General features: G+C 52.8%; 22 protein-coding genes. 4 read left to right on the top strand and 18 right to left on the bottom strand.

Annotated elements, in window-relative coordinates:
• Nucleotides 1-46 precede the first annotated feature (46 nt).
• Entirely contained in the window at nucleotides 47-2,188 is a 2,142-nt protein-coding gene (gene pta, locus PMPD1_RS15205; protein ID WP_173634843.1) for a phosphate acetyltransferase, read from the top strand.
• A gap of 60 nt (nucleotides 2,189-2,248) precedes the next feature.
• Here pta and PMPD1_RS15210 read toward each other — a convergent pair whose 3' ends face one another.
• The 5 genes from PMPD1_RS15210 to PMPD1_RS15230 all read right to left on the bottom strand — a co-directional run bounded on the left by PMPD1_RS15210 (nucleotide 2,249) and on the right by PMPD1_RS15230 (nucleotide 6,245).
• Nucleotides 2,249-3,202: a transketolase family protein gene (locus tag PMPD1_RS15210; protein ID WP_173634844.1), complete on the bottom strand. Its 954-nt coding sequence runs from the start codon at nucleotides 3,200-3,202 to the stop codon at nucleotides 2,249-2,251.
• A complete protein-coding gene (locus tag PMPD1_RS15215; RefSeq protein WP_173634845.1) occupies nucleotides 3,195-4,028 on the bottom strand; it encodes a transketolase in 834 nt (277 codons plus the stop codon). The genes PMPD1_RS15210 and PMPD1_RS15215 overlap by 8 nt, the downstream gene beginning before the upstream one ends.
• Complete coding sequence (locus tag PMPD1_RS15220) at nucleotides 4,028-5,410, bottom strand: PTS ascorbate transporter subunit IIC (RefSeq protein ID WP_173634846.1); 1,383 nt, start codon at nucleotides 5,408-5,410, stop codon at nucleotides 4,028-4,030. The genes PMPD1_RS15215 and PMPD1_RS15220 overlap by 1 nt, the downstream gene beginning before the upstream one ends.
• Nucleotides 5,411-5,430: 20 nt before the next feature.
• Nucleotides 5,431-5,703 carry a PTS sugar transporter subunit IIB gene (locus PMPD1_RS15225; RefSeq protein ID WP_173634847.1) on the bottom strand — a complete coding sequence of 91 codons (273 nt, stop codon included), beginning with the start codon at nucleotides 5,701-5,703 and terminating at the stop codon, nucleotides 5,431-5,433.
• Between the two features lie 98 nt (nucleotides 5,704-5,801).
• Nucleotides 5,802-6,245: a PTS sugar transporter subunit IIA gene (locus PMPD1_RS15230; protein ID WP_173634848.1), complete on the bottom strand. Its 444-nt coding sequence runs from the start codon at nucleotides 6,243-6,245 to the stop codon at nucleotides 5,802-5,804.
• Nucleotides 6,246-6,595: 350 nt separating this feature from the next.
• On the opposite strand from PMPD1_RS15230, the gene PMPD1_RS15235 reads away from it, so the two are divergent.
• Nucleotides 6,596-7,612: a LacI family DNA-binding transcriptional regulator gene (locus PMPD1_RS15235; protein WP_173634849.1), complete on the top strand. Its 1,017-nt coding sequence runs from the start codon at nucleotides 6,596-6,598 to the stop codon at nucleotides 7,610-7,612.
• On the opposite strand, the gene yfcD is transcribed toward PMPD1_RS15235, so the two are convergent.
• Complete coding sequence (yfcD, locus tag PMPD1_RS15240; protein WP_173636244.1) at nucleotides 7,589-8,134, bottom strand: NUDIX hydrolase YfcD; 546 nt, start codon at nucleotides 8,132-8,134, stop codon at nucleotides 7,589-7,591. The genes PMPD1_RS15235 and yfcD overlap by 24 nt on opposite strands.
• A 125-nt stretch (nucleotides 8,135-8,259) precedes the next feature.
• A complete protein-coding gene (gene yfcF / locus PMPD1_RS15245; protein WP_173634850.1) occupies nucleotides 8,260-8,901 on the bottom strand; it encodes a glutathione transferase in 642 nt (213 codons plus the stop codon).
• Between the two features lie 238 nt (nucleotides 8,902-9,139).
• On the opposite strand from yfcF, the gene yfcG reads away from it, so the two are divergent.
• Together yfcG and PMPD1_RS15255 are read left to right on the top strand one after the other, a co-directional pair.
• Nucleotides 9,140-9,766, top strand: a complete 627-nt coding sequence (gene yfcG, locus PMPD1_RS15250; protein ID WP_173634851.1) for a GSH-dependent disulfide bond oxidoreductase — start codon at nucleotides 9,140-9,142, stop codon at nucleotides 9,764-9,766.
• Nucleotides 9,767-9,868: 102 nt separating this feature from the next.
• Complete coding sequence (locus PMPD1_RS15255; RefSeq protein ID WP_173634852.1) at nucleotides 9,869-10,762, top strand: TIGR01777 family oxidoreductase; 894 nt, start codon at nucleotides 9,869-9,871, stop codon at nucleotides 10,760-10,762.
• Between the two features lie 37 nt (nucleotides 10,763-10,799).
• Here PMPD1_RS15255 and hisP read toward each other — a convergent pair whose 3' ends face one another.
• The 11 genes from hisP to PMPD1_RS15310 form a co-directional block, all read right to left on the bottom strand.
• Nucleotides 10,800-11,573 (bottom strand): histidine ABC transporter ATP-binding protein HisP, encoded by a 774-nt coding sequence (hisP, locus tag PMPD1_RS15260; RefSeq protein WP_173634853.1) that lies wholly within the window; start codon nucleotides 11,571-11,573, stop codon nucleotides 10,800-10,802.
• Between the two features lie 8 nt (nucleotides 11,574-11,581).
• Nucleotides 11,582-12,298, bottom strand: coding sequence for an ABC transporter permease (locus tag PMPD1_RS15265; RefSeq protein WP_173634854.1), 717 nt, complete (start codon nucleotides 12,296-12,298; stop codon nucleotides 11,582-11,584).
• Complete coding sequence (locus tag PMPD1_RS15270; protein WP_173634855.1) at nucleotides 12,295-12,981, bottom strand: histidine ABC transporter permease HisQ; 687 nt, start codon at nucleotides 12,979-12,981, stop codon at nucleotides 12,295-12,297. Before PMPD1_RS15270 ends, PMPD1_RS15265 begins: the two co-directional genes overlap by 4 nt.
• A gap of 83 nt (nucleotides 12,982-13,064) precedes the next feature.
• Nucleotides 13,065-13,847: a histidine ABC transporter substrate-binding protein HisJ gene (gene hisJ / locus PMPD1_RS15275; RefSeq protein WP_173634856.1), complete on the bottom strand. Its 783-nt coding sequence runs from the start codon at nucleotides 13,845-13,847 to the stop codon at nucleotides 13,065-13,067.
• 276 nt (nucleotides 13,848-14,123) lie between these two features.
• Entirely contained in the window at nucleotides 14,124-14,693 is a 570-nt protein-coding gene (locus PMPD1_RS15280) for a UbiX family flavin prenyltransferase (RefSeq protein ID WP_173634857.1), read from the bottom strand.
• 101 nt (nucleotides 14,694-14,794) lie between these two features.
• Nucleotides 14,795-16,312 carry an amidophosphoribosyltransferase gene (gene purF, locus PMPD1_RS15285; protein ID WP_173634858.1) on the bottom strand — a complete coding sequence of 506 codons (1,518 nt, stop codon included), beginning with the start codon at nucleotides 16,310-16,312 and terminating at the stop codon, nucleotides 14,795-14,797.
• Between the two features lie 36 nt (nucleotides 16,313-16,348).
• Nucleotides 16,349-16,834 carry a colicin V production protein gene (gene cvpA, locus PMPD1_RS15290; RefSeq protein ID WP_173634859.1) on the bottom strand — a complete coding sequence of 162 codons (486 nt, stop codon included), beginning with the start codon at nucleotides 16,832-16,834 and terminating at the stop codon, nucleotides 16,349-16,351.
• Between the two features lie 156 nt (nucleotides 16,835-16,990).
• Entirely contained in the window at nucleotides 16,991-17,698 is a 708-nt protein-coding gene (dedD, locus tag PMPD1_RS15295) for a cell division protein DedD (RefSeq protein WP_173634860.1), read from the bottom strand.
• Entirely contained in the window at nucleotides 17,688-18,956 is a 1,269-nt protein-coding gene (gene folC, locus PMPD1_RS15300) for a bifunctional tetrahydrofolate synthase/dihydrofolate synthase (RefSeq protein WP_173634861.1), read from the bottom strand. The genes dedD and folC overlap by 11 nt, the downstream gene beginning before the upstream one ends.
• A gap of 67 nt (nucleotides 18,957-19,023) precedes the next feature.
• Nucleotides 19,024-19,935: an acetyl-CoA carboxylase, carboxyltransferase subunit beta gene (gene accD, locus PMPD1_RS15305; protein WP_173634862.1), complete on the bottom strand. Its 912-nt coding sequence runs from the start codon at nucleotides 19,933-19,935 to the stop codon at nucleotides 19,024-19,026.
• A gap of 160 nt (nucleotides 19,936-20,095) precedes the next feature.
• Complete coding sequence (locus tag PMPD1_RS15310; protein ID WP_173634863.1) at nucleotides 20,096-20,746, bottom strand: DedA family protein; 651 nt, start codon at nucleotides 20,744-20,746, stop codon at nucleotides 20,096-20,098.
• Nucleotides 20,747-20,773 lie beyond the last annotated feature (27 nt).

The raw sequence follows: 20,773 nt of genomic DNA on the forward strand, positions 1-20,773 counted from the left end.
GTTGGCGGAGTTGTTTTGACACCATGCAATACCTGAGAGGTTTACCGTGTCACGTACAATTATGTTAATTCCGACCGGCACTAGCGTCGGTCTAACCAGCGTCAGCCTCGGCGTTATCCGCGCGATGGAACGCAAAGGGGTTCGCCTCAGCGTCTTCAAGCCTATCGCTCAGCCGCGCGCTGGCGGCGATGCGCCCGATCAAACCACCACCATTGTGCGCAAGAACTCCGCGATCCCAGCCGCCGAACCGCTGGCAATGTCTTGGGTTGAATCCCTGCTCGGCTCCAATCAGCAAGATGTGCTGATGGAAGCGATCATCGCGCGTTACCATGAAAATACCCAAGATGCGGAAGTGGTCTTGGTTGAGGGCTTGGTTCCTACACGCAAACATCAGTTTGCCAATGCGCTGAACTATGAAATTGCCAAAACGCTGAATGCGGAAATCGTCTTCGTCACGGCGCTGGGTAATGACTCACCGGCACAGTTGAAAGAGCGTATTGAACTGACGCAAAGCAGCTTTGGCGGCAGCAAAAATAAAAACATCACTGGCGTAATCATTAATAAACTGAACGCGCCGGTTGATGAGCAAGGCCGTACCCGCCCTGACTTGTCTGAAATTTTCGATGATTCGACAAAAGCCAGCGTGGCGAATATCGATCCGAAACAACTGTTCGCTAACAGCCCGCTGCCGGTACTGGGCTGCGTGCCGTGGAGTTTCGATTTAATCGCCACCCGCGCAATCGATATGTGCCACCATCTGGGCGCGCGTATCATTAATGAAGGTGATATCCAAACGCGTCGCGTTAAATCGGTAACGTTCTGCGCCCGTAGCCTGCCGCATATGCTGGAACATTTCCGTCCCGGCTCGCTGCTGGTGACCTCTGCCGACCGTCCTGACGTGCTGGTCGCCGCTTGCCTGGCGGCGATGAATGGCATTGAGATTGGCGCGATCCTGCTGACTGGCGGTTATGAAATTGATGACCGCATTAATAAGCTGTGTGAACGTGCCTTCCAGACTGGCCTGCCGGTATTTATGGTGACCACCAATACCTGGCAAACCTCCCTGAGCCTGCAAAGTTTCAACCTCGAAGTCCCAAGCGATGACACGCAGCGCGTCGAAAAAGTGCAGGAATATGTGGCCAGCCACATTGATGCCGACTGGATTGAATCGCTGACCGCCACCTCAGAACGTAGCCGTCGCCTGTCGCCGCCTGCCTTCCGTTATCAGTTAACTGAACTGGCGCGTAAAGCCGGTAAACGTATCGTTCTGCCGGAAGGCGACGAGCCGCGTACCGTTAAAGCGGCGGCCATCTGTGCCGAACGTGGCATTGCGACCTGCGTACTGTTAGGTAATCCGGATGAAATTCAACGCGTCGCCGCCGCGCAAGGCGTTGAATTAGGCAAAGGCATCGAAATCGTCGATCCGGAAGTGGTACGTGAAAACTATGTTCCGCGCCTGGTTGAGTTGCGTAAGAACAAAGGCATGACCGAGGTTGTTGCCCGCGAACAACTGGAAGACAACGTGGTACTTGGCACCATGATGTTGGAAAAAAGCGAAGTCGACGGTCTGGTTTCCGGCGCGGTTCACACCACCGCAAACACTATCCGTCCGCCGTTGCAGTTGATCAAGACCGCGCCGAATAGCTCGCTGGTGTCTTCCGTGTTCTTTATGCTGCTGCCGGAACAAGTACTGGTCTATGGCGACTGCGCCATCAACCCGGATCCGACTTCCGAGCAGTTGGCGGAAATTGCTATCCAGTCCGCAGATTCCGCCACCGCGTTCGGTATTGAGCCACGCGTTGCGATGATCTCTTACTCTACCGGTAACTCCGGTGCCGGTAGCGATGTGGAAAAAGTCCGCGAAGCAACCCGTATCGCCCAAGAGAAACGTCCGGACCTGGTGATTGATGGTCCTCTGCAATATGACGCCGCGATTATGGCGGATGTTGCCAAGTCCAAAGCACCAAACTCGCCGGTCGCCGGTCGTGCAACCGTGTTTATTTTCCCGGATCTGAATACCGGGAACACCACCTACAAAGCGGTACAGCGTTCAGCCGATCTGATTTCGATTGGCCCAATGCTGCAAGGGATGCGCAAGCCGGTTAACGACCTGTCGCGCGGTGCTCTGGTAGACGATATCGTCTATACCATTGCTCTAACCGCTATTCAGTCTTCACAGGCCGAATAAGCGTTACGCGCAACAGAAAAGGCGGCTGATTAGCCGCCTTTTTCATCTTCTTACCACGCCTTACAACAACTCGCGCGCCGCTTTAACTATCTCTTCCGCCGTCAAACCATACTCCTGCTGAAGAAACGCTTGGGTACCAACCTGGCCATAACGCTCCTTCACACCAACGCGGCGCATCGGCACCGGGCAGGTTTCGACTAACACTTCCGCCACCGCCGAACCCAACCCGTTATGGATACTGTGGTTCTCACAGGTCACAATTCGGCCGGTCTTTTCGGCATAATTTTTCACCAACATCCGGTCAATCGGTTTCAGCGTAAACATATCAATCACCGCCGCATTGACGCCCTGCTCCGCCAGAATATCAGCGGCTTTCAACGCCTCGGCAACCATAATGCCATTGGCGATTAGCGTAATATCCTTACCATCACGCAACAGGTTGCCCTTACCTATGGTAAAGGTCGATCCTTCCTGATAAATCTTCACCGCCTGCTTACGGATGGTACGCACCCAATAGAAACCGTTTAGCGTCATCAACTGGTTTAAAATGTCTTTAAACATGGCGGCATCGGTCACCTCCATCACCACCGAGTTCGCCAACCCGCGCACAATACCCATATCTTCAAACGACATGTGCGTACCACCATTGTGACACGCGGTCACCCCGGCATCGGAAGCGATCACCTTGACGTTGTTATGCTGATAATCCAACGACATAAACAACTGGTCGAAACAACGGCGGCTGGCGAAAGCGGTAAAGGTGTGAACAAACGGCGTCCGTCCGGTTAGCGAAAGCCCGGCCGCCACGCCGATGACATTCGCTTCCATAATGCCGCAGTTAATGACCTGATGCGGAAAATCACGTTGTACGCCATCCATCGCCATTGAGCTCATTAAATCGGCTTCCAGAGCAATAATGGGGCTATTGGCTTCAATCTGTTCACGCACCATACCGGCATAAACTTTGCGCATCTCCTGCGCATCTTTTTTCAGTTCCAACGCGACTTCAAACATGCGCCACCTCCAGTTGTTTAATCGCCTGCTCCATTGCCTGAAGCTGCTCATCGGTTAAACGTAAATGATGGGAATTCTTCATCTGTTCGAGGTAAGGCACACCTTGTCCTTTGATGCTATCAAGAATAATCACCAACGGACGTTGTCCCTCTTCACGCGCCGGTTTCAACGTATGTTGCAGCGTGGCAATATCATCCCCTTTGATCATCGCGGTATCGAAACCAAACGCGCGGAATTTCCCTTCCAGATCGAACGGTTGAATTACCTCATCCAGCGCACCATCAAGCTGCTGTTTATTCCAGTCGATAAATAGCGTCAGGTTATTCAGGCGATGATGGGCGATAAACTGAAATGCTTCCCAGCATTGCCCTTCATTCAGTTCACCATCACCGAGAATACAGAACACGCGGTTTGCACGATGCGCCAGCCGATGCGACAGCGCCATACCGGCGGCGATAGAAACGCCCTGCCCCAGCGAACCGGTGGTAGCGTCCACGCCGCGCGTTTTCAGCCGGTCGGGATGGCTCGGCAACCGCGTACCGTTTTCATTGAGCGTTAACAACTGTTCACGCGGGAAGTAGCCCTTAATCGCCAACGTGCTGTACAGCGCCGGGCCGGCATGCCCTTTCGATAACACCAGATAGTCACGCTCGGCCCAATCCGGGTCACCGGGATCAATGCGCATAATATCGCCATACAATACCGCCAGCGTTTCCACCACTGACATGCTGCCGCCGTAGTGACCAAACCCTAAGTGCGTTAACGCTTTTAATGTCTCAACGCGAATATCGCGTGCCAGTTCGCTGAGTTCCTCAAGATTACTCATTACTTAACCTCCGTATTTTTTTCCGCATCGGATACCGGGCGCTTACTCAAATAGTTATGCGCCACCAGTACCGCGAAGAAGCCAATCACCACCACCATGATGGTTTCCTTGTTGAGGAAGCGCGCGAGATTACCGAGGATGATCCCAACCACGCCAAAATCGGCGTCAGAGAAGGTGGTATTGGCGAAACCAATCGCCCCCAGTACCGGCAGCAACAGAACCGGTAAGAAGGTAATCAACAACCCGTTGGCAAACGCACCTAACATCGCGCCGCGTCGGCCGCCGGTCGCATTACCGAAAACACCCGAGGTCGCGCCAGTGAAGAAGTGCGGCACTACGCCGGGGAGGATCAATACCAATTTCATTTGCCCCAGCAGAAACAACCCCACCAGGCCGCCCAGGAAACTAAACAGGAAACCAATCAGTACCGCATTTGGCGCATAGGGATATACCACCGGGCAATCCAGCGCGGGCCGGGCATTAGGAACCAGTTTTTCCGAAAAGCCGGTAAAAGCCGGTACGATTTCGGCCAGAATCAGGCGGACGCCTTGCAAAATAATGAATACCCCGGCGGCGAAAGTAATCGCCTGAATAATGGAATAAACCAGAAAGTTTTGACCGGCACTCAGTTGACCTTCGACATATTCTTTACCGGCGCAGACCGCAAGGATCATATAGATAATGATCATCGTCATCGAGATTGAGATTGAGCTGTCACGCAAAAAGCTCAGGTTCTTCGGTAAGTTCATCTCCTCCGTTGAACGGGATGATTTGCCGCTGATACTACCGATCCAGCCTGCCAGTACGTACCCCATAGTACCGAAGTGACCAAAGCCAATATCATCATTACCGGTAATTTTGCGCATATACCGCTGCGCGATGGCCGGGAAAATCGCCATAATCATCCCTAGCGTCAGTGCGCCGGTAAATACCAGCGAAGCGCCTTCAAAGCCGGCAACGCTTAGGATTACCGCGATCATACACGCCATGTAAAAGGTGTGATGACCGGTCAGAAAGATATATTTCAGGCGAGTAAAGCGGGCGACAATAATATTGGCGACCATCCCGAATGCCATAATTAACGCGGTTGAAGCACCGTATTTCTCCAGCGCAATAGAAACAATCGCTTCATTATTAGGAATAATCCCCTGAATATTAAAGGCGTGTTCAAACATGCCGCCGAGCGGGTTAAGTGAACTGACCAACACCGTCGCGCCACCGCCCAGAACGATAAAACCAAGAATGGTTTTTACCGTGCCTTTTACCACATCGGAAAAAGATTTCTTTTGTGCCAGCAGGCCAATCAGCGCGATTAAGCCAACCAGAACTGATGGCACTTTCAGAATATCGACAACAAACTTCAGCGTTTCCTGGATAAACATATCCACCTCGCTAAGCGTGATTAGTGGTTGGCGAAATAAGCAGCGAGCTTAGTTTCCAATTCATTAATATCGATGATGTTATTTATCACCAATAGTTGGTCTTTCGGTACGCTAGCGCTTTCTGCAATATCTTTCGCCATCACAAACAGGTCGGCGGCGTCCGGCGTTGCGGAAGAAAGGTCGGAGTGTTCTACCTCCGCTTCAATTTCCAGCTTTTTCAGTACCTTTTTAATATTCATTTCAACCATAAAACTGCTACCGAGCCCGGAACCACAAATAGCCATAATTTTCATTCTATTTACCTTTACATTTTTTAGGGTACAAAGATCCCTCGCCATTTTATTATGGCGATGTCATCTTACGGTTTTTAATTAACCTGAAATCGGCGATATCAGAACGTTGATATTAGTTGTTCTATCTCCCCGACAGTACGCGCCTGGTGTAATTTTTCCATTACCGCATCAGCGGTAAACATTTCAGCTAAGCCCGTAATTATTTCGATATGGCTATGTTTATCCGGCGCCGCCAACATAATAATCAGATCCACCGGGTCATTTTCATCAGAGTCAAAACTCACTCCCTGCTCAAGTTTTAATAGCGAAAGCCCGAGCCCATTCGCTCCTTCTTCTGGCCGGGCATGCGGCATCGCTAACCCCGGCGCCAGAACATACCACGGACCTAACGTTTGGTGATTGTGGATAATTGCCGACAAATAATTCGGCGTGATGACCTGTTGCTGCAGCAGCGGCGCGGCGCAACGCTCCAACGCCTGCTGCCAATCAGCGACTGAACGCGCAAATTGTATCGTGTCATCATGAAGCCAGGTTTTTAGCACATTGCCTCCAGGTAATAACGTGAGGGAATAAAACGGCAGAACAAACTCTAATCAACGGCCATCGGACCAACCGTGATCAGTATCACAAAGATAGCGCTATCATCAGGAGAGCATCAGAAATGTGATAGCGCTATCAAAATCATTTCCCGTCACCAATTCCAGCGCGAATAAGCGTATACTTTCCCCCTATTAATCCGTGGGCTGATGCCAAAATGGCTTGATTTTTATCCTAAATAATTCGAAATGCAGTAAAGCAACAACCTTGAGCTTTACTTGAATAAGCGGTTCGGGTGACTGAGCCGGAGTATGACGGATAGACAAGGGCTCCCCTTTCCTCAACAGGAATGCAGATGTCGATTAATCGTAAAAGGCGCGGCACCGGTCGCGTTACGTTGGCTGACGTAGCCAACCTGGCGGGCGTAGGCACCATGACGGTTTCCCGCGCCTTACGCACGCCGGAACAAGTGTCAGATAAGCTGCGCGAAAAAATCGAGGCGGCGGTAAGCGAACTGGGCTATATGCCAAATCTGGCGGCCAGTAATCTGGCCTCCGCCTCGTCATACAATATCGCGATGGTGGTGCCCAGCCTGGCCGAAGCGGGCTGTACCGAAATGTTTGCCGGGTTACAACAAATCCTGCAACCGGCGGGCTACCAGATTATGTTAGCCGAGTCTCAGCATCGTCTGGAACGTGAAGAAAAATTACTGGAAACGCTGCTACCCTGGAACCTGGCTGCGGCAATTTTGCTCAGCGTTGAGCACGCCGATAGCGTGCGCCAGTGGCTGGAAAACAGCAGCATACCGGTGCTGGAAATTGGCGCGGTGCGTGCCGATCCGATCGATATTAATATCGGGATCGATAACGTTGAGGCGATGTATCAAATCACCCAAACCCTGATCAAGCGCGGTTATCAAAACATCGGTTTGCTGTGTGCCAATCAGGAACAGTGGATTTTTCAGCAACATCTGCAAGGCTGGCATAAGGCGATGTTGCGTAACCATATGTCGCCGCATCGGGTCATTAATGCCGCCGCCGCGGCGAATTTCTCTACCGGCGCACGTCAACTCCCGGAGTTTTTGCTTAACTGGCCGGAGCTGGATGCGCTGGTCTGCGTTTCTGATGAGCTGGCCTGTGGCGTTCTGTATGAATGCCAGCGGCGACGGATTAAAGTTCCTGATGATTTAGCGGTAGTGGGGTTCGGCAATAGCGATGTCAGCATGGTCTGCCAGCCTGCATTAACCACGATGGCAGTGCCACACCGGCAAATCGGTATTGAAGCCGGGCGCGCCTTGTTGGCGCGCCTGAACGATGAAGAGTGGGAAAGTAAACCTATTGCCCCACAACTATGCCTGCGGGAGAGCTGTTGAACGATGCGGTTCGTTGTTACGACTTAGCCATAGTGACAGCGCCTTCAGCGAGTCAGCGGTGAACTCGTCGCAACGGGCGGTGATCTCTTCCGGCGTTAACCAGAAGACTTCGTCCACTTCCTCTTCCTGCATAGCGAACGGGCCATGAGAGACGCAGCTAAATAACCCGCCCCACACGCGGCAATGCGGATCTTCAAAGTAAAACAGGCCATGTTCCGCGAACGGTACATCTGCAATACCGAGCTCTTCTTCCGCTTCGCGCCGGGCCGACTCCAGTAAAATCTCGCCGCTTTGCACCACGCCGCCAGCGGTGGCATCCAGCATACCTGGCATAAAATCCTTAGTCTCGGTACGTCGTTGTACCAGAATTTTACCCATGCCGTCATGTACCACAATATACGTCGCGCGATGACGCAAGCATTGCGCTCGCATTTGTGCCCGGCTCGCCTGAGCAATCACTTCGTTCTCTTCGCTAACGATATCGACCCATTCAGTTCCGGCAGCCTGACTTTGCTCCACCATCAGTAACCCTTTTATGTTTGGCGCGATTGCGCGTTGTCTCTTTGCCACCACCATTGCGTCTGGCCGACGCAAGCTGCCTTAAAGTAATGGCTTCATGGCCCGGACGCAATAAGCATGTCGCGGACTTAATGACTTTTGCCCGATTCCGCCAGCCAAAGCTGAACTGAAGCGCGTTGCCACTGAAACCAGGCGTATTCACGCAGCTTTTCAGGGATTTCATCGCCGTGTAATGCCAGGCGGTTCAGCATGACGGCCAAATCGGTATCGGCAATTGACCATTCGCCGAATAGGTTTTGTTGACCGGCGCTAAGCAGATGCCCGGCCCCGGCAATCAGTTTATCCGCCGAGCGTTGTGCCTCTGCCGACAACGGGGCGAATTTCTTACCGGCAAACAGCACCTCGGTCGAACGCTCGCTACGAATTGGCATAAAATCACTACGTAACCATGCCTGAACCTCTCTGGCACGCGCACGTTTTTCACGGTCGGCGGGATACAGCCGCTCGAAATCCGGCGCCGGGAAACGTTCTTCCAGATATTCATCAATCGCTGACGATTCACTGAGAAAAAAATCATCAACTTGTAATGTCGGAACTCGACGCGTCAACGAAATCTTACTGTAAGCGGTTTCCAGATTTTCACCGCGACCAAGGTCAATCCGTTGTAAGGTAAAGGGCACGCCTTTTTCACTCAGAGCAACATAGACCGACATGACATAGGGGCTAAAAAAAGACGCATCAGACCATAGGGTGATAGCGGGATGGTTCATTTTCTTTCCTCAACTGACTTCAGGCTGCATGTATACGGCTGCCACCCGACTGATTTTACGGATAACCTTCGCATAATTGAACCTTCTGTTTACCGACTTTTTGTGCCGAAGGCAATCCGTTCCGCGCGGGATTTTTTCCCGCTTTAGTACCAGACAAATGGAGATTGTCATCGCGCGCTGAATTGAACTATAGTCCTTAATTCCTGCCGATTACCGCTTGATTTTATTGGGAGTCATTATGATAGATCTCTACTATGCCGGCACGCCAAACGGTCACAAAATCACGCTTTTTCTGGAAGAAACCGGATTACCTTACAAATTACACCGTGTCGATATTAGTAAAGGCGAACAGTTTCAGGCTGACTTTCTCGCTATTTCTCCTAACAACAAAATTCCGGCGATGGTTGACCATCATCCGGTTGACGGCGGTGCGCCAATTAGCGTTTTTGAATCCGGCGCTATTCTGCTCTACCTCGCCGAAAAAAGCGGTAAATTCCTCAGCGCAGAGTTGCGTGAGCGCACAGTCACTATGCAGTGGCTGTTTTGGCAGATGGGCGGCTTTGGGCCAATGCTAGGACAAAACCACCATTTTAATCACTACGCGCCACAGCCGGTTCCCTATGCGATTGAACGTTATCAGGTGGAAACACAGCGTTTGTACGGCGTGTTAAACACCCAGTTAGAAAAACATGCCTACGTGGCTGGCGAACACTACAGCATTGCGGATATGGCGATTTGGCCGTGGGCCAACTCCCATGAGCGGCAGCGCATTAACCTCGCGGATTACCCGGCAGTACATAACTGGCTAGAGCGCATTCGCGCACGTCCCGCTACCCAGCGGGCATTGGCGTTAGCGAACCGCTGAAAACGGGTTAAACAACAGGGCGACGAATAAGGCGTGCGCGCGGCACGCCGTTCTCTTCTATGCTGAAACTATGCTGTTCAACAATGCATAAGGAAACTCAGCATGCACATTTTACTGACCGGCGGCACCGGTTTAATCGGCCGCCATCTGATCCCCCGCCTGCTTGAGGCCGGTCATGACATCAGTGTGGTTACGCGCGATGTCGGCGCGGCGCGTGAGCGGCTTGATGAGCGGGTCAATCTATGGTCCGGGCTGGCACAACAGCGTGACCTCAACGGTATTGATGCGGTCATTAATCTGGCTGGCGAGCCCATTGCCGATAAACGCTGGAGCGAGACGCAAAAACAGCAACTGTGTGAAAGCCGCTGGCAATTAACCGAACGTATCGCCTCACTGATTAATGCCAGCAGCGCCCCGCCAGCGGTACTGATTTCCGGCTCCGCCACCGGTTACTACGGCGATACCGGGGAACTGGTTTTAACCGAAGAAGATCAAGGACAAGAAGAGTTTACCCATACGCTTTGCGCGCGCTGGGAAGCGTTGGCGCTAACCGCTGCCAGCGATCGGACGCGCGTTTGCCTGTTGCGCACCGGTGTCGTGTTGTCGCATGACGGCGGGGCACTTGCCAAAATGAAACTGCCCTTTCGGTTAGGCATCGGCGGCCCGATCGGCAGTGGAAAGCAATATATGCCGTGGATCCACATTGAGGATATGGTTAGCGCGATTATGTGGTTATTAAATAATCCGCACTTACGTGGGCCGTTTAATCTGGTCGCGCCTTATGCGGTACGTAACGAGCAATTTGCCGCGATGCTTGGTCATGCATTACACCGCCCGGCCTTTATGCGAACGCCGGCCAGCGCCATTAAGCTGATGATGGGGGAATCGTCAGTGTTGGTGCTCGGCGGGCAGCATGTGTTGCCCAAACGCCTGCAGGAGTCTGGATTCAATTTTAAGTGGTATCAGTTAGATGAAGCGCTGGCGGATGTGGTGTGAATCAGCGAGTTGGCCGGGTCTCCCCGGCCAATGCCAATTATTTTAACGATCCGGAAAGGAACTGCTGCAACCGCTGGCTTTTCGGGCTACCGAATACCGCTTCCGGCGAGCCCTCTTCCTCAATCTTACCTTGATGCAAGAAAATCACATGGCTGGAAACATGGCGGGCAAACTCCATCTCATGCGTCACGACCACCATGGTTTTCCCCTCTTCCGCCAGCTTCTGCATGATCCTTAGCACTTCGCCTACTAGCTCAGGATCGAGCGCCGACGTCGGCTCATCAAATAACAGGACTTCAGGCTCCATCGCCAGCGCACGCGCAATTGACACTCGCTGCTGCTGGCCGCCCGACAGATGTACCGGATATTTCATCCGTGCCCGCTCATCAATTCCAACCTTATCAAGATAACGCACCGCCCGCTCGCGCGCCTCCGGCTTACTTAAGCCCAAAACCTGGATCGGTGCTTCCATCACGTTTTCCAACACCGTCATATGGCTCCAGAGATTAAAGTGCTGGAACACCATCGTCAGACTGGTACGCAACGTACGTAGCTGTTCTTTATTCGCCACTTTAAGCTGACCGTCGGTGTCACGCACCAACGACACTTCTTGGTTATTAACCGCTATCGAGCCTTCGCTCGGCTTTTCAAGAAAGTTGATACAACGTAAAAAAGTACTTTTCCCGGAGCCCGATGAGCCAATAATACTGATGACGTCGCCCGCATTCGCCTGCAACGAAACGCCCTTCAGCACCTCATGCTCACCGTAACGTTTATGGAGTTCGGTAACGCTTAATTTATTTTCGGCCATAGTCATACTCAATGGGACGATGAGGGGTTCACATGCGCTAACCAGCGTTTCTCCGCCTTGCGGAACAGGCTAATCAGCACATAAGAGATGCACAAATAGAGTACCGCCGCGATACCAAACGCGGTAAATGGCTGATAAGTCGCGGAGTTAATATCCCGGGCAACTTTTAGCAAATCCGGCACGGTTGCGGTGAACGCCAGCGCGGTAGAGTGCAGCATCAAGATCACTTCGTTACTGTAAACCGGCAAGGCGGTACGCAATGCGGAAGGCAGAATAATGCAGCGATAAAGTTTAAACGTCGAAAAACCATAAGCTCTGGCAGCCTCAATCTCGCCATGCGGTACTGCGCGAATCGCCCCGGCAAAAATTTCGGTGGTGTAAGCACAGGTATTTAAGGTAAATGCCAGCAGTGTACAGTTCAGCCCGCTGCGGAAAAACGCGTTCAGCAGCTCCGAGCCTTTGACGATTTCCAGGGTATACATTCCGGAATAAAACACCAACAACTGGACATACAGCGGCGTACCGCGAAAAACATAGGTAAACAGCCAAACCGGTAAGCTTATCGCCCGATTAGGAGAAACGCGGGCAATCGCCAGTATGACAGCCAGACAACCGCCAATGACCACCGAGATAATTAATAACCACAGCGTCATCGCCACGCCGGTAAAGCGGTAACCATCGGTCCAGAGCAGGGCTTTCCAATATTCGTGTAGTATATCGATCATAGCTCCGCCCTTTTCACGCCCACCGTATAACGGCGTTCAAGCCACAACAACACGCCGTTTGATAGCGTGGTAAATATCAGGTAAATCACCCCGGCAACAATCGCGAAGAAGAACGGCTGCCAAGTGCTTTTGCCCGCCAGTTGTGTGGCTTTCACCACATCTTCCAGCCCCAATAGCGACACCAGCGCGGTGGCTTTAAGGATTACCTGCCAGTTGTTGCCGATTCCCGGCAGCGCATAGCGCATCATGGCGGGAAACATTATCCGCCGGAAAGTTTGTGACCCGGTGAAACCAAACGCCGTCGCCGCCTCAATCTGCCCGCGCGGCACGGCAAGGAACGCGCCACGGAAGGTTTCCGTGAAATACGCGCCGTAAATAAAGCCCAGCGTAATGATCCCGGCCACCATCGGATCAATATCGAATTGCGCCATACCGAGCGCATCCGTAACCTGGTTGAGCATGATTTGCAGGCCATAAAAAATCAGCAACATCAGTACCAAATCAGGCACGCCGCGAATCAGTGTGGTGTAACCTTCAAAAATCAGGGCAAGGAAGCGATTACCAGAGAGTTTGGCGCCTGCGCCAATCAGGCCGAGGATAACCGCAAGCAAGACGGAGCTCAGCGCCAGTTCCAGCGTGACCAGCGCGCCTTTGAATATTACGTCAGAATAGCCATACAACATGGGAATTTTCCTGTCGTGCCAGAGCAAACGAAAGGCTACCCGCCTGATGACGACGGGCAGCGATGAAGAACGACAGGCGGCAATTAATCGCCGTACACATTAAAGTCGAAATATTTTTTCGCTATCTTGTCGTAAGTACCGTCTTTACGCATCGCTTCGAACGCTTTGTCGATAGACGCCTTCAGATCGGTATCATCTTTACGCAGCCCCATACCGGTGCCGACGCCGAAGATTTTGTCATCTTTAACTGCCGGACCGGCAAACGCGTAGTCTTTGCCAACCGGTTGTTTGAGGAACCCTTCGCTGGCCTGCACTTCATCCTGGAAAGCGGCATCAATACGGCCAGCGTTCAAATCCTGGTAGACCAAATCCTGGTTTGCATAAGGCGTCACGTTAACGCCTTTTGGACGCCAGTACTGGTTGGCATACGTTTCTTGGGTGGTGCCCTGTAGGAAACCGATATTTTTGCCTTTCAGCGATTCAATCGTCGGTTGCAGTTTAGAGCCTTTTGGCGCGACCAGACGTGCGTTAGCGGCGTACAGTTTGTCGGAGAACGCGATCTCTTGCTGACGTTTTTCAGTAATGGAAAGCGAAGAGATAATCGCGTCGATTTTTTTCGCTTTCAGCGACGGAATGAGGGCATCGAAATCACTTTCGACATAGGTACATTTGGCGGCAATGCGTTTGCAGATTTCATTGGCCAAATCAATATCAAACCCTACCAACTGGCCCTGTGCGTTTTTCGACTCAAACGGTGGATAGGTTGGGTCAGTGCCAATGCGTAGCGATTGTGGTACGGCGGCAAATACGCTGCCGGCGCTGGAGAAAGCCAGCATCAAAGACAGAGCCAGGACTCGCTTTTTCATAGATTACCCTCGAGTGAAGTGCTTCTTGTTATGGTGTGCATCGTGTGTTTGCGCTGTTGAATTTGCACTTTTCATGCCAGTTCTGGCGGCCTAAGACGCCGCTCACCGGTCCGCTAAGCGATACGCCTAAAATCGGCGTTAACGCGTAGATTGCGAGGGAAAATATAGCAGGGTTGTTAAGACGAAAAAGCAACTATGTTACGTTTTGGTGCACGCGATGCACGAAAAGTGATCCAGGCTGGATAATTGCACCGCGATGGGTCATTAATTGAACATCTATGCACCTTGCCAGCGCGTAAACAGGTCTTGCGGCAAGTTAATATCAAACTGATCGAGGATACGGTTGACGGTTTGGTCAACAATCTGCTGCACGTTTTCCGGGCGGTGATAAAAAGCGGGTACCGGCGGCATAATAATCGCCCCCATCTCCGCTGCGGTGGTCATCATCCGCAGGTGGCCGACATGGAGCGGGGTTTCACGTACGCACAAGACCAACTTGCGCCGTTCTTTGAGTACTACATCGGCGGCGCGCGTCAGCAAGCCGTCGCTATAACTGTGAACAATGCCAGAGAGGGTTTTCATTGAGCAGGGCGCAATCACCATACCGTCGGTTTTAAACGAACCGGATGAGATGCTGGCGGCAATATCGCGCACATCATGCACCACATCGGCAAACCCCTGTACCTCACGTAACGTATAATCGCTTTCCAGCGCCAGCGTTTGCCGCGCCGCCTGACTCATCACCAAATGGGTTTCGATTTCCGGCAGCGTTTGCAATATCTGCAATAGACGCACGCCATAAATGACGCCGCTGGCGCCGGAAATGCCGATGATCAGTCTTTTCATTACGTTGCCTTGTTAAAACGTATTCAGGGCGATGCATGCATCGCCCCTACGTGTCTCGCGCCCGGGCAAGCCCGGCCAATCTATTTGCCTATCCTCAACGATTACCCTTCATTATGCAACTCAAGGTTCTCTACCTCATTCTGCCGCGCCAATGCCTTTGCATCATCATTACGCAGCGACTGGAGGTACTCCAGATAGCGCTGATCCACATCTTTGGTTACATAGACGCCGTTAAACACCGAACACTCAAATTGCGTAATGTCCGGATTCTCTTCACGTACCGCATCAATCAGGTCATCCAAGTCCTGGAAAATCAGCGCATCGGCTTTAATGAGCGCGCGGATTTCCTCTACTTCCCGGCCATGAGCAATTAACTCGGTGGCACTGGGCATATCAATGCCGTACACATTCGGGAAGCGAATTTCCGGCGCGGCAGAGGCCAGATAGACCTTTTTCGCGCCCGCTTCGCGCGCCATTTCGATAATTTGCTCGGAGGTGGTGCCACGCACGATCGAATCATCCACCAGCAGCACATTCTTATCGCGAAACTCGGCGCGGTTAGCATTCAACTTACGTCGCACCGCGTTACGCCGCAATTGCTGGCCCGGCATGATAAAAGTACGCCCAACGTAGCGGTTTTTCACAAAGCCCTGCCGGTATGGCTTATCCAGAATACGGGCAATTTCCAGCGCCACATCGGTCGAAGTTTCCGGGATCGGAATCACCACATCAATGTCGAGATCTTCCCATTCGCGCGCGATTTTTTCACCCAACTTGGTGCCCATCCGCACGCGTGCGCTGTAGACCGAGATTTTATCGAGGAAAGAATCCGGACGCGCAAAATATACATATTCAAACAAGCAGGGGTTGCTTTTGGGATTCTCGGCGCACTGGCGAGTGAACAACTGCCCTTTTTCGGTGATGTACACCGCTTCGCCCGGCGCCACATCTCGCAGAAATTCAAAACCCAGCGTATCCAGCGCGACACTTTCGGAGGCGACCATATATTCCACCCGCTCATCCGGCAGCCGACGTTTGCCCATCACTAAAGGACGAATGCCGTTCGGATCGCGGAAGGCGACCATGCCATGACCGATGATCATCGCCACACAGGCGTAAGCGCCACGCACATGCTGATGCACTGCCGCTACCGCTGAGAAAATATTTTCCGCTTCCAGCGGATAGTGCTGAAAACGATCCAGCTCCTGCGCAAAAATATTGAGCAGAATTTCGGAATCCGAGGTGGTGTTGACGTGACGGCGACCGCTTTCAAACAGTTGCTTACGCAGCTCATGGGCGTTAGTCAAATTGCCGTTATGCGCCAGAGTAATGCCATAAGGTGAGTTAACGTAGAAGGGCTGCGCTTCAGAGGCGCTGGAACTACCCGCCGTTGGATAACGAACATGGCCGATACCCATATTGCCCTGCAAACGCTGCATATGGAGTGCTTCGAACACATCACTGACCAACCCGTTGGCTTTACGGAGACGGAAACAGTTCAATGCGTCGATAGTACAAATGCCTGCGGCATCCTGCCCACGGTGCTGAAGCACCGTTAACGCGTCATAAATCGACTGGTTTACCGGCATGAATCCGGTGATACCGACAATACCGCACATGTAGTCATATCCTCATAAGCCGCACCCCCGGCGCGATTACCGGGGTAAAAAACTCGACGTGCTTTTTAGGTAGTCAAAAAACCACCCGATGATGCCACGGAACTGGGGAATGAGTTGGGACTGCTGCCAGTCAGGGCTTTTTGAAAAGCCGGTGAAGACATCAAGGAAGAACAAAATGGCGGAAACAATCAGCACGCCACGTACCGCCCCGAAACAAACGCCTAACACCCTATCGGTACCTGACAGCCCGGTCTTATCAACCAGTGTGCCGATCACATAATTCACTATCGCGCCGACAATCAGCGTGGCGATAAACAGCACCGCGATGGCGATCCCATTTCGCACCAGTTCATCTTCAAAACCTGTAAACCAGACCGCGAGGAAGGAGTAGTAATGACTGGCGACAAAGAATGCGCACCCCCAGGCAACGAGAGAAAGTGCTTCCCGAACAAACCCACGGATTAGGCTGACAACAGCCGAAAAACCGATAATCGCAATAATGACGTAATCTATCCAGATCATGAACTCTTCCAGCGACAGTGCCCCTGCATCCAGTTCGGGGCGAATTCTAACAGAAAAAGAAAACGTTTGCGTAGGGGTTTTCTTTTTCCAGACCAAATAAAAAGGGGCGATGAAAAAAAGCTAATCCCCGCCCCTGGTTAGCGCAATTGCACGCGGTTAACGTGCGCTATAGGGCTTCACCACGCCGCCTAGTCCGGAAATGCCCTTCAGCTCGCTGACCGCAGCCTGCATTTTGGCTTTCGATGCATCCGGCCCGACATAGATGCGGGTGATTTGCCCCTGCACCGGCGTGGCGGGAACGGTAAAGGCACGATAACCGGATAACCGTAGCTGTGCCACGACTTCGCTCACCTTCGCCGCATTTTTCAATGCGCCCAGTTGCACCACCCAAGCCTGCCCGCTCGGCGCTGGCGACTCCTGAGGTTTCGCTTCCGGTTTCGGTACTTCAACCGGCTTAGGTTTTGGCGGCTCAACCGGTTTTGGCTTCGGTTGCTCAACCGGTTTCGGTTTTGGCGTTGCCACCGGTTTCGGCTTCGCCGGCTGCATTGGCGGCGGCGCGACAACCGTCGGCTGATTGTCAGACTGTGGTACCGCCGTGCCGTTATCCGCCGATTGCGCCGGACGCGCGCTATTCCCTTCTACCGCCGCGCTGGCGCCTTCCGGCGGCTGCGCCGGGAGGGATTGCGTAACTGGCGGTACCATATCGGTATCCTGTTGGTCATCCGGTTTCGGCACCAATGGAATGGCCGCGAACTCTTCTTTGTAATGCTTTTTCTTGCCGTCGAGTAAGCCCGGCAACACAATTACGCCAACGGCGACCAAAATAACGGTCCCGACTAAACGGTTTTGAAACTTACTTGCCACTGCCGTTCTCCGTTTCCATCGCTTCCATCACCTGCGCCACGGTATGAAACGATCCACATACCAGCACAATATCCTGTACTCCCGCCGCGCGCTGTGCCGCACGCCATGCTGCTTCAACATTGGCAAATGCCTGCGCGTGCGGTAAATGGTCAATTAATTGCTGTGCCGTTGCGCCACGCGGCCCTGCCAGCGGCGCGCAGTACCATTCATCGACTTGCGGCGCTAAACAGGCGAGCGTACCGGCAATATCTTTGTCATGCAGCATCCCAACCACCGCATGGACTTTACCCTGCTTCGGCAGCGCCGCCAGGCGACTGGCAAGATACGCTGCCGCATGCGGATTATGCGCCACATCCAGGATCACCTGCGGCGCATGCGCCACGGTTTGAAAACGACCGGGTAAGGTAGCTTTATCCATCCACTGCCGAATCAACGCTTCCGGGACGGTGAGTTCAGAAAGACGCAATGCAGCCAATGCGGTCGCGGCATTTGGCAACGGTACTTGCGGCAACGGCAAATGGTTTAACGTTCCTTGCGCATCCTGGAACGTCCAACCCTCGCCATCTTGATGATAACGCCAGTCACGATCGCATCGGGCGAGCAGCGCGCCCTTTTGGTGCGCAACATCAGCAATGGATGTCGGCATATCGGGCTCGCCCACGACCGCAGGTTTATTGGCGCGAAAAACGCCGGCCTTCTCTCGACCAATGCTTTCGCGGTCTGGCCCCAGCCAATCGGTATGATCTAACGCGATGCTGGTCACCACCGCTACATCCGCGTCAACAATATTGGTCGCGTCCAGCCGCCCACCTAACCCCACTTCAAGGATCACCACATCCAGCGCCGCCTGCTTAAACAGCATCAGCGCCGACAAGGTACTAAACTCAAAATAGGTCAACGACGTGTCACCCCGTCCGGCTTCAATCGCAGCAAAAGTCGCGGTATGTGCTGCTTCGTCCAACTCTTCGCCCTGCACTCTTACCCGTTCGGTATAACGCAGTAAATGCGGTGAGCTATAAACGCCGACGCGATAGCCTGCCGCCAATAACAGCGTTTCTAAAGTGCGACAGGTGGTGCCTTTGCCATTGGTCCCCGCCACGGTAAACACCGTCGGCGCCGGTTTAAGCAGACAGAGATGCGATGCGACGCGCCGGATACGATCCAGCCCGAGCTCAATGGCCTGAGAATGTAAATGCTCAAGATAATGAAGCCACGTGGCCAAAGGCGACGTGGCTTGAGGAAGGTGAAGATTATCCATGTGTCCCGTTCACAGCGTTACGGTTCATTGGTGAAAGGAACAGCAAGCTGTTCCTCTCCATCATCTGTCAGGCCTCGTTGCTTTCCGGTGCGGCATCGGCGAGATGCTCGTCACCATCGTGCAAAGGCGCTGGCAGGTTCATCATTTTCGCCAGATGGCTCGCCAGCTTGTAACGCATTTCCGGGCGACGAATAATCATATCAATCGCGCCTTTCTCAATCAGGAACTCGCTGCGTTGGAAGCCTGGCGGCAATTTTTCCCGCACCGTTTGCTCAATAACACGCGGACCGGCGAACCCGATCAGCGCTTTTGGCTCGGCAATATTCAGATCGCCCAGCATCGCAAAACTGGCGGAAACGCCGCCCATAGTCGGATCGGTTAATACAGAGATATACGGTAAGCCGCGCTCTTGCATTTTCGCTAACGCCGCGCTGGTTTTCGCCATCTGCATCAGCGACATCAGCGCTTCCTGCATACGTGCGCCACCGCTGGCTGAGAAACAGATCATCGGACAGTTATCTTCCAGCGCCTGCTCGACCGCGCGCACGAAACGTGCGCCAACCACTGAGCCCATTGAGCCGCCCATAAAGGAAAACTCAAACGCGGCGGCGACAACCGGCATCCCATGCAGGGTGCCTTTCATCACGATCAACGCATCTTTTTCGTCGGTCTCTTTTTGCGCGGCGGCCAGACGATCTTTGTACTTTTTGGAATCGCGAAACTTGAGCACATCTTTCGGCTCCAGCTCACTGCCCAACTCGACCAGCGTGTCCTGATCTAACAGGCTGTGCAAACGCTCACGGGCGTGCATACGCATGTGATGATCGCATTTCGGGCAAACTTCCAGATTGCGTTCCAGTTCTGCGCGGTACAGAACCTGCCCGCAACTATCACACTTGGTCCAGACCCCTTCCGGGATACTTGCCTTGCGTGATGGGGTAATTGTGCTCTTATTGAGAATTCGTTCAATCCAGCTCATTGATGACCTTTCTGTTTGAACCTGGTGAAACCAGTTTTTCTTGTTGCTGCCGAATTCACGTTCAGCAGACCATAAATGTCGCTCATTAAACCATAACCAACCGACACTGTGGATAAAAATCTGGTCGAACCGGTTGGTCTGGTATTTTTATTAGCCGGGTTTACTGACGCGCCGCACGACGATGGCGCCAGAATTCAACCACACCGGGCAGAATAGACACCACGATAATCGCCACAATCAACAGTTTCAGGTTCTCCTGCACCACCGGCAAATTGCCAAAGAAATAGCCGCAATACGAGAACAGTAGCACCCACAGCAAGCCGCCCGTCACATTGTAGAGGGCGAAATAACGATAAGACATGTGCCCCATGCCGGCGACAAAGGGCGCAAAAGTGCGCACTATCGGAACGAAACGCGCCAGAATAATGGTTTTCCCGCCGTGCCGTTGGTAAAAAGCGTGGGTTTTATCCAGGTAACTGCGGCGAAAAATTTTTGAGTTTGGATTGCTGAATAATCGCTCGCCAAACAGACGACCAATGGTGTAATTCACCGCATCGCCCAGGATAGCCGCTAGCGCCATCAGCGCCACCACGAGATGGACATTCAAATCATTACCCGGTAACGCCGCCAACGCACCAGCAACAAACAGTAATGAATCGCCCGGCAGAAAAGGCGTCACCACCAGGCCGGTTTCGCAAAACAGGATCAGGAACAGAATGGCGTAAACCCATACGCCATATTGCGCCACCAGTTGCGCCATATGGACATCAATATGCAGGATAAAATCGACGACAAAACGGATTAGATCCATAACTCTCCCTTACTCCCCACCATCAAT

This window comes from Paramixta manurensis, from assembly GCF_013285385.1.
GTDB lineage: Bacteria > Pseudomonadota > Gammaproteobacteria > Enterobacterales > Enterobacteriaceae > Paramixta > Paramixta manurensis.

Excerpts from the sequence above, each read along its gene's own strand:
- PMPD1_RS15210 (WP_173634844.1), bottom strand. The coding sequence starts at position 3,202 with ATGTTTGAAGTCGCGTTGGAACTGAAAAAAGATGCGCAGGAGATGCGC.
- PMPD1_RS15215 (WP_173634845.1), bottom strand. The coding sequence starts at position 4,028 with ATGAGTAATCTTGAGGAACTCAGCGAACTGGCACGCGATATTCGCGTT.
- PMPD1_RS15220 (WP_173634846.1), bottom strand. The coding sequence starts at position 5,410 with ATGTTTATCCAGGAAACGCTGAAGTTTGTTGTCGATATTCTGAAAGTG.
- PMPD1_RS15225 (WP_173634847.1), bottom strand. The coding sequence starts at position 5,703 with ATGAAAATTATGGCTATTTGTGGTTCCGGGCTCGGTAGCAGTTTTATG.
- PMPD1_RS15235 (WP_173634849.1), top strand. The coding sequence starts at position 6,596 with ATGTCGATTAATCGTAAAAGGCGCGGCACCGGTCGCGTTACGTTGGCT.
- yfcD (WP_173636244.1), bottom strand. The coding sequence starts at position 8,134 with ATGGTGGAGCAAAGTCAGGCTGCCGGAACTGAATGGGTCGATATCGTT.
- yfcF (WP_173634850.1), bottom strand. The coding sequence starts at position 8,901 with ATGAACCATCCCGCTATCACCCTATGGTCTGATGCGTCTTTTTTTAGC.
- yfcG (WP_173634851.1), top strand. The coding sequence starts at position 9,140 with ATGATAGATCTCTACTATGCCGGCACGCCAAACGGTCACAAAATCACG.
- PMPD1_RS15255 (WP_173634852.1), top strand. The coding sequence starts at position 9,869 with ATGCACATTTTACTGACCGGCGGCACCGGTTTAATCGGCCGCCATCTG.
- hisP (WP_173634853.1), bottom strand. The coding sequence starts at position 11,573 with ATGGCCGAAAATAAATTAAGCGTTACCGAACTCCATAAACGTTACGGT.
- PMPD1_RS15265 (WP_173634854.1), bottom strand. The coding sequence starts at position 12,298 with ATGATCGATATACTACACGAATATTGGAAAGCCCTGCTCTGGACCGAT.
- PMPD1_RS15270 (WP_173634855.1), bottom strand. The coding sequence starts at position 12,981 with ATGTTGTATGGCTATTCTGACGTAATATTCAAAGGCGCGCTGGTCACG.
- hisJ (WP_173634856.1), bottom strand. The coding sequence starts at position 13,847 with ATGAAAAAGCGAGTCCTGGCTCTGTCTTTGATGCTGGCTTTCTCCAGC.
- PMPD1_RS15280 (WP_173634857.1), bottom strand. The coding sequence starts at position 14,693 with ATGAAAAGACTGATCATCGGCATTTCCGGCGCCAGCGGCGTCATTTAT.
- purF (WP_173634858.1), bottom strand. The coding sequence starts at position 16,312 with ATGTGCGGTATTGTCGGTATCACCGGATTCATGCCGGTAAACCAGTCG.
- cvpA (WP_173634859.1), bottom strand. The coding sequence starts at position 16,834 with ATGATCTGGATAGATTACGTCATTATTGCGATTATCGGTTTTTCGGCT.
- folC (WP_173634861.1), bottom strand. The coding sequence starts at position 18,956 with ATGGATAATCTTCACCTTCCTCAAGCCACGTCGCCTTTGGCCACGTGG.
- accD (WP_173634862.1), bottom strand. The coding sequence starts at position 19,935 with ATGAGCTGGATTGAACGAATTCTCAATAAGAGCACAATTACCCCATCA.
- PMPD1_RS15310 (WP_173634863.1), bottom strand. The coding sequence starts at position 20,746 with ATGGATCTAATCCGTTTTGTCGTCGATTTTATCCTGCATATTGATGTC.